5 protein-coding genes are annotated in these 11,614 nt (G+C 47.7%); all 5 read right to left on the bottom strand.

All coding sequences use genetic code 11. The features are described 5' to 3' along the window. Positions 1-216: 216 nt before the first annotated feature. Genes XMA127_RS00940 through XMA127_RS00920 form a run of 5 tightly spaced genes read right to left on the bottom strand, consistent with a single transcriptional unit; the run spans position 217 to position 11,532 of the window. Positions 217-6,543, bottom strand: a complete 6,327-nt coding sequence (locus XMA127_RS00940) for a putative Ig domain-containing protein (protein ID WP_173498823.1) — start codon at positions 6,541-6,543, stop codon at positions 217-219. Between the two features lie 28 nt (positions 6,544-6,571). Further along, positions 6,572-7,774: an HlyD family type I secretion periplasmic adaptor subunit gene (locus tag XMA127_RS00935; RefSeq protein WP_173498822.1), complete on the bottom strand. Its 1,203-nt coding sequence runs from the start codon at positions 7,772-7,774 to the stop codon at positions 6,572-6,574. Next, entirely contained in the window at positions 7,771-10,014 is a 2,244-nt protein-coding gene (locus XMA127_RS00930) for a type I secretion system permease/ATPase (protein ID WP_173498821.1), read from the bottom strand. Before XMA127_RS00930 ends, XMA127_RS00935 begins: the two co-directional genes overlap by 4 nt. 13 nt (positions 10,015-10,027) lie before the next feature. Continuing rightward, positions 10,028-11,287, bottom strand: coding sequence for a TolC family protein (locus XMA127_RS00925; RefSeq protein ID WP_173498820.1), 1,260 nt, complete (start codon positions 11,285-11,287; stop codon positions 10,028-10,030). Next, on the bottom strand, positions 11,287-11,532 hold the full coding sequence (locus XMA127_RS00920; RefSeq protein ID WP_173498819.1) for a hypothetical protein: 246 nt from the start codon (positions 11,530-11,532) through the stop codon (positions 11,287-11,289). Before XMA127_RS00920 ends, XMA127_RS00925 begins: the two co-directional genes overlap by 1 nt. Between the last annotated feature and the right edge of the window lie 82 nt (positions 11,533-11,614).

Genomic DNA, 11,614 nt, shown 5'->3' with positions numbered 1-11,614 from the left:
AAGCAGCCGTCTTTCGATAACTCAGAGATGTGTCGGTTAGACCGCCCACCATTGCTCCGATGGGGCAACACCGGCGGTAAAGTAGCTATCAGGTAGGACTTCAAGTCCAGTATCTTTAGGCGCTGGCCAATGCAAAAAAAACCGCAACTGGAAATCCAGTTGCGGTATTTGATAAACGCAGGCACCCGGCACGAGATACCTGATGAAAAAAGTGGATTAAACGACGAATGCTTCGTTCACAACGATGTCACTGTTGGCAATTTGATCAATACGGAAGAATATGTACTCCATATCCACTGCTCCTACAGCTGAATCGGTATCGACTGAAAGCATTGCACCACCATAATCAGCTGAATACACAAGACCCATTGCGTTATCAATTTCATCAAGATCTGCATACTCTGCAAGCACAGCTGCATATTCTTCAGAGGTAACATCCACTTCCGACCAATCATTTACGTTTAGTAATGTTTGGAGCTCGTCAGACAATGTGATGAGGTTTAGAGATGAATCAACAAATCTAATCACATTATTTTCTGCGGATGTTGCATCAGTTGAGAAACCTTCATAACCAGTTTCAGCAGTTAAAAGCCGAGTTACATCAATAGTGTCCTCACCGGTATTGAAGTCAGTAATTGAATAAATACTGCCGTCTGGCTCCACAATCGCAAACGTATCTGCGCCGCCATTACCTGTTGCGACAACACCGCCTTGACCTGCATCAAACCAAGTATCATCAAGGACATCGGCATCAACATAGCTCATTAGATCTATTACATCATTACCAGATGTACCTGACACTAGGTATGGTGTAGAAAATGCCAGATCTGCAGCTGTAATTGAATCGCTGTTAGATCCAAGTTCAATCTGAATAGAGCGGACATATGTGCCGTCGGAGTTTGGATTAGTATCCGCGAAGAAAAGCGCCGTATTTGCATCAAGCATGAACACACCAGCTTTTTGATTCAAAGCAGAATTAGAGGATACATACTCGTCATTTACTAGCTCGAAGCCATAACCATTTTCTTCTACAGTTAATAGGAAGTTATCAGCTGTGATCTCATCTTCAAGCATCACGACACCATTCCCAAACTGCCCAGTCATCGTATATGACTCATAGTTCTCTAGGCCACCCTCTAACCATCCGAGATCCTCAAATAGGATTCCGCCAACATCTAGCACGTCTTCACCCGAAGTAAAGTCAGTGATTGTTAGCATCAGGCCATCAGGACTATCAATATGGAAGACATCTGCACCAGCACCGCCTGTTACGGTTGCTTCACCTGAGATACCGAAGCCTTCGCTATTGGCGGTTCCTACGGCAACACCAGCAGTCGAGGAAACGTCATATAGAACTTCAGTGAAACCAAATTCATCAAACACTTCACCTGTAGTTTCATAAGTAATTTCAGGGGCGCTAACACCTACAAATGCGGAGGTATGTCCATCAGCAAGAGTCACAGATGCTGTAAATGCATAGCCAGTAGTGATATCAAAACCAGCTAAGCTGTAGGCACCGTAAGAGATTGACGAAGTGCCATCACCATTATCCACAGCCGTGCCTGCGAATAGTCCAAGTCCACTTAGGTCAGTCAGCGAAATAGATTCCACAGCATCTGTTTGATAAACCACGTCCACTTGGAGTGATTGAATACTCTCAGAAACTTCGCTGTCATCAATTCCAAATGACACCGTAAACCCGCTTGCCGCCGATGCAGTAACCTCGGCAGTCATGACTGAATCCTGCAGATAGGTATTACCTTCTACGAGCTCCACAGGTGTAACATCAACATCAACATTTTTAGTCGCTGTGTTACCCGCCAGATCGGTCGCTGTTAGAGTAAGCGTGTAGCCATCATTGGCAAAATCATACTCATCACTGTAATCACCTGTTGGCGTAAATGCTGATGTTTTCAAAGTAATATCACCCGTTAGAGAGTCGATATTGAAGAATTGAGCATCATCGCCACTAATTGAATAACTTAGAGTTGTTTCATCTAGAGCCTCAGCTTTATAAAGCACCGCATCCGGTGCAAAGATATCGAACAGAGTCGCACCCTTATCACCTGAGATGAAGACCGGAGCATTCTCATCTAACTCGTCAACCGTACGCGCCTGTAGCAGGAATGTTTGAGTTGCGGTTTCACCACCGGCGTCAGTCGCTGTGATGGTTACGCTCTCAGATTCAGCGGCAGAGGTGCTAGCAGTAGCCGTGCCGCTGATAACACCAGTAGTCGCGTTCAGTGACAGACCTGATGGAAGCGTACCCGCCGTCAGTGTGTAGCCAGTAATGTTGTCATCCTGGTCGGCGAACGCAGACGATAGATCCAGGCTAAATGCATCGCCATCAACTACCGCAGTCTGTGTCGCCACAGTACCTTCAGCTGTTGGTGCATCGTTCACGTCGTTTACGGTCACTGTGACATCCTGAGTCTGGCTGTTACCAGCCGCATCGGTTGCTGTGACCGTCAAGGTGTAGCTCGCCTTAGTTTCGAAATCTGCAGCGTTATTGAGTGAGAGTGCGCCGGCCTCAGAAATTGAGAAGGCCGTCGCATCTGTACCGCTCAATGCGTAAGCAACCGCATCTGCATCGGCAGTCACATCACCGGCAGCCGTTGTGTTCTCATCCATGCTCAGTGCGGCTGAAGTTGAGAACGCTGGTGCAGTCATATCAGTGACAACTGCGGTGTCATTTGAGTTAACTGTGCTGGTATTGCCAGCAAGGTCAGTCTGACGCACTCCCAGATCGCCCGCGGCGTAAGTTGTGTCATCGGCCAGCTCAAATGAGGTACCTGTACCTGCGTTCCAGTTAGTGCCACCATCGGTGGTGTACTCCCAAGAGGCCACATCGTCTGCCAGCGTCACATTTACTGTCGCATCGTTTGTCAGATCATCTTCAGCGCTTTCACCTGAATCTGTTGCTAGATTCGCAACAGGCGCTGCTACCGTGTTGTCCAGCGCATAAGTCGTGTTTTCCGCGCCGTAGGCATCCGTAATCAGTGCCTGACCACTCAGATCACCAATGAGTGTTGCCGCGCCCAGCGTAATCGCGCTGATAGTGGTGCTGGTTGCATCACCCGCCGGTGCAGTTGCAGTGAAGGTAATTGTCTTCGCGGTACCGTCGTGAGAAGCGTATGTCGCTTCAGTAGTAGTACCACCGAAGTTCAGCGTAATGCTTGGTGTGGCGCTGTTGAGCGTTAGCGTGAACGGCTCAGACAGGGTTGCAACCACTGTGAGAGCTGAGCCCTGATTACCCGTAGTCGTATCACCTGTTTCATCTACCATAGTGAACGATACGATGGCAGGCGCTTCAACTGACTGCAGCGTAAAGGTCTGTGAAACCGTGTTACCTGCTGAATCAGTAGCTGTGGCCGTAAACTCTGCGTTTGCCGCTGTCGCAGTTGCAGTACCTGAGATCACGCCGTCAACCAACGCTAGGCCTGCAGGCAGAGAACCATCAAGCGCGTAAGAGAGGGTTGCATCAGCTGCATCTTCGTCCGCAAAGTAATCCGCAAGATCTAGACTAAATGACTGATCGGTAACCGCCGTCTGTGCTGGAATTGTCTCAACGGTTGGCGCTTCGTTTACGTCAACCAGAGTGATGGCAATAGCCTGTTCAGTTGTGTTGCCAGCCGTATCTGTAGCGACAACGTTAACTGTGTAGCTTGTTGCATCAGTTTCGAAGTCCGGTGATTCGGCAAACGCCAGAACGCCAGCTTCAGATAGGGTGAACAGAGCGTTATCACCGCCTGTACCCAGCGTCCAAACAACATTTTCTTCATCCGCTGCAAGCGTTGCCACAGCAGTTGTGTCTTCATCCACGTTGAATACTGTTTTTGCAACCTTTGGATTGGTTGCATCGAGAGTTACTGTGATCGTTTCGATCTCTGAAACGTTTCCAGCAGCATCTGTCTGACGCGCACTGATCGTGTAATCACCGTCAGTTGTAGGCGCTGTGTAGCTTTCAGTCCAAGCAGCACCATTGATGCTGTACTCCGCAGTTGCAGTAGCCTCTACACCGGAAATTTCAGTGATTGCTATAGAGCTAGAGATACCATCGGTCGAGTCAGCGCCCGTATCTGAATCTAGCGCTAGGCCCGGTGCCGCAGGAGCGGATGCGTCATAAACATAGGTTACAGAATTAGATCCTTCGTTACCTGCAATATCAGATACAGTTGCAGTGACAGTTATCTCACCCTCATCTAAAAGATTTAAGTCATAAGAAGAAACCTTAACTGAGAACGCTTCTGCAGCTACTACAGCAGTCTTCGAACGAGTAACAACACCATCAGACAATTCTACAGTAACAATTTGCCCCTCTTCGGCACCTGTTGCTGTACCAGTAATTATAAGAGCCACATCATCTTCTGCAGCATTTATGAATCCATTAGAAATTGGGGATTCTATTGCTACAGTAGGGGCTTCAGTATCCTGGGTAATTATTAGTGTTTCGCTGATATCTGATTCATTACCGGATTTATCAGTAATATCTGCCGCCCAAATGGTTTCAGACGACGCGAGACTAATACCACTGAATGTCACATAACCTCGGTTAAGATCTGCGTCTGTAACAGTGTGTGAAGCAACTGCTGAGGAAAGATCAGCACTCTCGTAGATTCGAACAATATTTCCAAGTGAAACAGCAGTTCCATCACTTGAAAGGGTATCGAAAGCTACTTTTATATCTACAGTTGTTGAGTTAACCAAACCATCAGAATTACCACCGACCAAAGAAATGATAGGAGTTGAAGGCGCAGTTGTATCTAACAGCGTTCCCTGTTGGGTTGAAACCGCATCTACATCAGTCGCACTGTTGATACCGTCAATAGCTGCATCAAGGTTAGCAACAGAACTCTGACCAGTTAGAGTTTGAAGAGTTGAAGCATCAGTAAGATCAATTGTTGCATTAGCTGCGATGCTAGAAACCATGGCATCTACTACTGATTCAGATGCAGATTCATTACCCGATGCCTTTTCAGCATATGCAATAACAGTGGCAATTGCTGCTGCTGCTTTTTGAACAGCGAGTGCATCAGCTGCCGCGGCAGGGTCACTACTATCCTTAGACGCAGATATAGGATCATATGCCGTCAAGTCCTGGGTAGAAGTAATACCTAAGGCTGTCTTAACTTTTTGCTGCGCTGTCGCAACGTCATCACCTGTCGATTTAACAACCTCATCAATCAGCGTAGTCAAAGGGTTGATAACCGTTGAACCTTGAGGCGCACGCATATCCTGGGTATTTGGAAGACCAGTATCAACGTTGAAACCACCAACGGCAACGATTGAGAAATTACCAGTGAATGAAGCAATAAGCTCCTGAGTTTCGGGAGTTAAGAAGAAATTACCATTGGCATCTGTAACAATGCCTGTGTCAACTCTTGAGCCGTCATCTAGTTCAAGATAAACCGAGGCACCTTTAATGTAGCCATCGGCCAACGTGATGCTAGTAACGTTAATATTGCCGCTATAATCATTTCCTGAGGCGTCTTGAAGAGCATCGACTGAGCTACCTACGTAATCAATATCAATTTGATCACCCTGGGTAAAAGTCATAGGCGCAAATGTGAATGTAATTTTAGCACCGTCAACAGAAACACTAGATGCAGGAACAATAGTATTATCAATAGTAAACTGGACATCACCTACAGCTACAGAGCTGCTCATATCTTCGCTAAAGGTTAATGTGACAGTTTGATCGTTAACACTTGTTTCAGTACTTAGATATGTAGGCCCTGTTTGGTCAACCGTTGCAGATACCGCGGCTGTAGCCGTACCTTCAGCCAATGTTGTAGCCGCCCCTTGGGCAATTGAATATGTAACTGGAGTGCCTGGATCATCACCTGTGATAACAAGTGTGTAAACACTAGCGCTACCATTAACTGGCGTAACTGCGCCATTAGCGACACCACCGGTAATAGTAACATCGCTTGCATCGAAACCTGTTACGTCTTCGTCAAAAGTGAAAGTTAATGTGATTTCGTTGTTAGCACCTGTATCATCAATCGATTCTGTGACCGTGACTCCACTAGTAGTAACTGATGAAGAGGATGAACCGCCTGCTCCCGCAGAGGATGAACCGCCTGCTCCCGCAAGTGCAAGAATACCTGCACCGGCAGCTATAACACCCGCACTAATACCGCTACCTGCAGCTGCAGCACCTGAGCCTGTACCTGTATCAGCAGCGGCATCTGCTGCAGCTGGAACTGCATCGGTAGCTGTTGCACTACCCATCTGTTCAGAAGAAGCCGCGTGAGCATCTGCAGTTGCTAGATCCCAACGCGATGCCTCTTCTGCTGATGCAAGTTGAGAAACGAAGTCATCTTCCTCATCACGCTTCTTCTCTATCACTTCAGCTATTTGCTCCAGCTGAATCACAGTGATGTCATCAACTACTGGCTGTGTACCCAAAACTTCTTTAATCGCTGAAAGTAGCTGCTCTGTTGTTGCACCATCTTTTAGAAGTTGACGAATCGATTCAATCGCATCCGCGAGTTCCGGATTGGCCTTCTCGATTTGTTGTAATAGTTTTTCGTTCAACATATTTTTCTCCAACAATTATATTTATGAGCTAGCGTTCGCCCAAAGATTCAGAAAGTGTTTTTACCAATGGTTTCGTAATGTAGCTTAAAACCGTATTAGTGCCAGTTTTAATTTCAACCATAGCAGTCATACCCGGTAGAATTTCCAGTTGTCTATTGAACTTGCCGTTGAAACGACGGCCTTCTGTCTCAACTTGAATTCTATAATAAGGCTCTTGTTCAGACTGAGACTGCTCACGCAAAGTATCAGCACTGATATAGGTTAACCGACCATCAAGGTCCCCATATATTGTGTAATCATACGCATCAATCTTTACAGTTGCGGGTAAACCTTGTTGTACAAATGCGATATCGGCAGGAGTTACCTTGGCTTCTATAATCAACCGATCATCGACTGGAACAATCTGCATGATCTCTTCGCCAGGCCTGATTACCCCACCTTCAGTTGTCACGGCAATGTTCTTCACAATACCATTCACTGGTGCCGTGAGGGTTGTCTGCTTAAGTTTATCTTCGCGCTGCTTAAGCTGTTGCTCAACACTCGCAAGCTCTTCCTCTAGCTTGTTGAGCTCGGCCTGAGCATCACGAAAATACTCATTTCTAACGTTAGTAATCTGCGACTCCATCTCTGCCAACTGTCGTTCCAGCCTCAAGAAGTCGGCTCGGCTCACATCGCCTGTTTTCAAAAGCGGACGGTTAAGCGCCAGCTCCTGTTTAATAAGACCCGCCATCGATTCCAACGACTCAACCTCCTCGTTCAAAGCGGATTGGCGTTTGACAAACAGTTGGCGTTGGTTCTCTACAAACCCAGGATATGTTTCAAGAATCGGATCGAATACTAGACTGGTACCAAACACCTCACTACGTAACCGCGCTGTCGCTGCTAACAAGCCAGCTTTCTTTGCCATAGATTCTAGGTAGGCGCTCTCCGCCTGAGTGCGCTCAAGCACAGCAACAATATCGCCACGTTCGACTCGGTCACCCTCTTTTACGACTAAGTGCTCTAGTATCCCGCCTTCCTGAGATTGGACTACCTGAGTTTTGCTGCTTGCGATGACCTCTCCCGGCGCTCGGGTAATCTGATCAATCTTTGCCCACTGAGACCAACCCAAGAAAGCACATACAGTCAAAAACATCAGAAACAGAATCCAGCGAGGCCCACGCAGCGATCTGCGGGTTGCCGCACTGCTGAAGTGATCATCAGGTCCTTGAAGAAACCAAAACAACCTCATGATTTCTTCTCCGAGTCAGACTTTAATTCAGTTACCCATCCCTTGTTTGCGCTGGGGTCAGAAACACTCGGCTTTGCCGTAGCGGCTTGAACTGGCTTTCCCTCACCCTGCTTCAGCATCGCCATAATTTTGTCTCGAGGGCCATCAAGAATAATTCGTCCTTTATCCATAACGATTACCCTATCGACGTGTGGAAGGATTGCGATTTTATGCGTGACTATAACCAGTGTCGACGAGCGAGGCATCTCATTGAAGAGGTGACGCATGACCATCATCTCAGTTTGGGCATCCATGGAGGCTGTCGGTTCATCAAGGAATAACAAGCTTGGTTTCAATAGCAGCATGCGTGTGAGGCCCACTAACTGTCGCTGCCCTCCAGACAAACCTCGCCCCCCCTCAGCGATCTCTAGCTCTAAACCTTTTGGATTCGCTTGGATGACACGATCCAGTCCGGTCAATTTGCAAGCAGCCAGTATAGTCTCATCATTTGGAGAAGGAAGACCTAAAACTAGGTTATCGCGGAGCGTTCCGTTAAATAGACGCACATCTTGTGGCAAGTACCCTGTGTGCTCACGAATAAATTCAGGAGCGATCAGAGATGTATCAACACCGTCAAGGAACACACGCCCTTGCTGTGGTTTATATAAACCAGCGAGAACTTTTATCAGAGATGACTTACCCGAACCTATACTTCCAAGCACAGCAATACGCTCACCTGAGCTAATTTCTAGCTTAGGCACCTGCAAAGCAGGGATCTCGGGATGATAGCCAAACTGTACTTCCTCCGCTTTGAGTTGCCCATCACATCCCTCTGGAATCACCAGCCGCACCTCAGGCTCACGCTCGCCCGGCATCGCCATAATATTGTCCAGCACATCCAAAGCTATTTTCGCTTGTTTCCACTGTACGATTAGGTTTGGAATCTGAGCAAGCGGTGCCAATGCACGACCACCAATGATAGAGCACGCAATAAGGGCGCCCATGGTAATATCGCCCTGAGTGATCAAATAAGCACCCACAGTGATCATACCCACGTAACTAACCTGCTGCATCGTCTGAGTCATATTGGTCGATAGCGTCGAGAGCGCACGCATTTTCAACTCGCTCTGCGCGATAGTGCCGGTTAGTTCACGCCAACGATCTAACAGCTTCCATTCGCCATTCACAGATTTCACCGACTCAATTCCATCAATGGCCTCAATCAGCAAACCATTCTTACGGTTGGACTCATCCATATGCATTGCGGTGTAGCGCTCAATCGGCTTGCGGAAAAACATCCCCAGTAAGAAAGATAGCGGAAGTACCAGCAGCGGCACGAGTGCAACTTTCCCCCCAATGATTGCGATAACGCCGACAAAGAACAGTGCAAAAGGCGCATCAGCAAATATAAACAGTGTCGAAGAGGTCATAAAGTTGCGCACAGACTCAAAATGGCGAATCTGTGATGCGAAGGTTCCGACTGTCTTAGGTCGCGCATCAAGGCGAATATCCAACGCTTTACCGAAGAAGACTGAGCTCAAGTCCTGATCAATTGCTTTACAAGCGCGGTCCACCATATGGGCCCTAACCTGCTTCGCAATCAACTCTAGTATCATCGCAATCGCCACGCCCACAGTAAGCACCATCAAGGTCGAATAGCCTTTGGTTGGTACTACACGGTCGTACACCTGCATTGTGTACATCGCCGAAGCCAAGCCAATCAAGCTAATCAAAAATGTGGCAAGAATAGCTTCAATGAAAATGCTGCGGTGCGCACGAACAGCAGTAGCGAACCATTCACTTGCCGAGCGGTTAGCACGCATACCCGCTACTTCAACAACACCTTCGATTCGAAGCGAAATCAAAGTGCCGTTTTTAGCTTCGTCGAGCGGAAGTTCGAGCTTCTTGCCCTGATCGTCTTCGGCAATTAGCCGATTAGACAAGTTACCTCGAACTAAAAGCGCTCTTTCACCGTCTGACGAAAACCAAAGCAGTGGGAAAGAGCCCGGGTCGAGTTTTTCGAAAGATTGCTCCAAAGCAGCCATTGATGGGAAACGTGTGCGCCAGCGCTCAACCAAACGATCGAGCAGACTTAGACTCGCGAGATCTGCTCCATCAATACTGTGATCGACCATACTGAAACGGTGAGCAGGCACAGCATGACCCAAAACACCCGCCAAACGACTCAGTAGTCGCCCTTCATCGTCAAAACACTGCTCCTGTCCTCCCTCGGAATTCACAGAAGCCTCAATATTATCCATACCTTAATCCGTTTTACCGAGCTTCCACTATCAGAGAAGCGCCAGTCAATAATTCCAATCTTGCAGCACTCGCACATTGCGCAGCGTATGAGTCGGTCAGTAAAAACCGTGCCTGTATCATTTCGCGCTGTGCATTAATCACATCTAACCACGTTTTTTTGCCCGCCCGATACTGCCGCAAATAGGACTCGATCAGACCCTCATTCGACTCCACCAGCTCAGTGAGCGGCGGCAATTGATTCTTAGCCGCCTGATAGTCGCGGACAAGGCCAGCAACCTGCTGCCGCAATTGCTCTTTGGTCAGACGCTCGCTCTCATCGACCGAAGCTACCCGAGCCCTCGCACTAGCTATCCTAGAGTCGAGAGAAAAGCCATCTTGTAGCTGGTACTGAATGCCGATGTAAGCAGTGAAGTTCGAATTATCGAATGCATTTAGATCACTAATGTGTTCAGCACCTAGAACGATTCGGGGATAACGCTCTGCCTCAGCAGCATTGACCTCATAAAGAGCACTTCGGCGCTCCTCTGCTATTCGTTTTAATCGAGGGGAACGCGAGTAAGTCTCGCCGACCAGATCAGTTTCACTCAGAACATCAGCTAAACTGCAGTCCAACGGTATAACTGACTCGACTGTTTCACCCGTAGAACTGCGGATTCGGTTTTTTGCCGACTGGAACAGACCTAAATATTGGTGTCGATCGGAAATAGCCTGCTGCAACCTTGCCTGAACTAGCGTTTGTTCAGCCCTCGCACTGATATCTTGTTTAACTCGACGCTCTATTACGGCGAAGAGTTTCTCAAGCTCACGAATATTAGCCTCTGCATCAATTACCCTGCGCTGAGCACGCAGCATCTCGACATAGGCCGAAGCAGTCTCGAGTTGAATATCTTGAAGCGCTTCATCAATACGAATTGTCGCCGAATCTACACGTGTACCAGCAGCCCCGATCAAAAAATCAGTTCGTCCAGCCGTATAAATCGGCTGCTCAAGCGTAAGTGTTAAAGAAGAGGATGAATCGAAGGGCTGAGCACCATTGACAGAGAGGGATGGATAATGCCCCCACTCAGTAGTTTCCAGGTCGTACTCGGCAATGCGCTTTTCGCTGCGGGCAAAGGAGACTGACGGGTGATCAGCTGCTAGGCCGTAGAGCCCTCCAAGCTGGGAAGCGGGCTCAATAGATCGACTTTCCGATGCATAGACAGAAAGTGTCGCCAGCGTAATCCTAATTACTAGCGATCGGCTCGCACATTTTCCAAGGAAACGCATTTGCATTAGTTCAGTTCGCTGCCCTGTGCCTCACTCTGATTAGCAGCCTGCTTCTTGAGCTCTTCCACCACCTTCGATGACTGCTCAGCAAGGTGCACAAGTGCGTCAAGAGGTAACGCAACCCTGTAAGAATTAGACATTTGGATTTTCTTATCTTCTGGGTTTACGCTGTCTACCCGCGCGAAATCAAGACGTGCAACACCAGCCAATACACTTACGTTTACCAAACGATCTACAAACAAATCTTTCATTACGATCTCTTAATACAGAAAAAGGTTCTAAGGAGAATACTATAATTTTGAACTAGTGCAAGTAACCAATTGACTTACATTA

It is taken from the genome of Marinobacterium sp. xm-a-127 (assembly GCF_013283425.1).
In the GTDB taxonomy this organism is placed as follows: Bacteria; Pseudomonadota; Gammaproteobacteria; order Pseudomonadales; family Balneatricaceae; genus Marinobacterium_E.
This window is presented reverse-complemented; position numbering and strand designations above follow the sequence as displayed.

Bases quoted from the DNA above. Each gene is read 5' to 3' on its own strand.
- XMA127_RS00930 (WP_173498821.1), bottom strand. From the start codon at position 10,014: ATGGATAATATTGAGGCTTCTGTGAATTCCGAGGGAGGACAGGAGCAG.
- XMA127_RS00935 (WP_173498822.1), bottom strand. From the start codon at position 7,774: ATGAGGTTGTTTTGGTTTCTTCAAGGACCTGATGATCACTTCAGCAGT.
- XMA127_RS00925 (WP_173498820.1), bottom strand. From the start codon at position 11,287: ATGCAAATGCGTTTCCTTGGAAAATGTGCGAGCCGATCGCTAGTAATT.
- XMA127_RS00920 (WP_173498819.1), bottom strand. From the start codon at position 11,532: ATGAAAGATTTGTTTGTAGATCGTTTGGTAAACGTAAGTGTATTGGCT.
- XMA127_RS00940 (WP_173498823.1), bottom strand. From the start codon at position 6,543: ATGTTGAACGAAAAACTATTACAACAAATCGAGAAGGCCAATCCGGAA.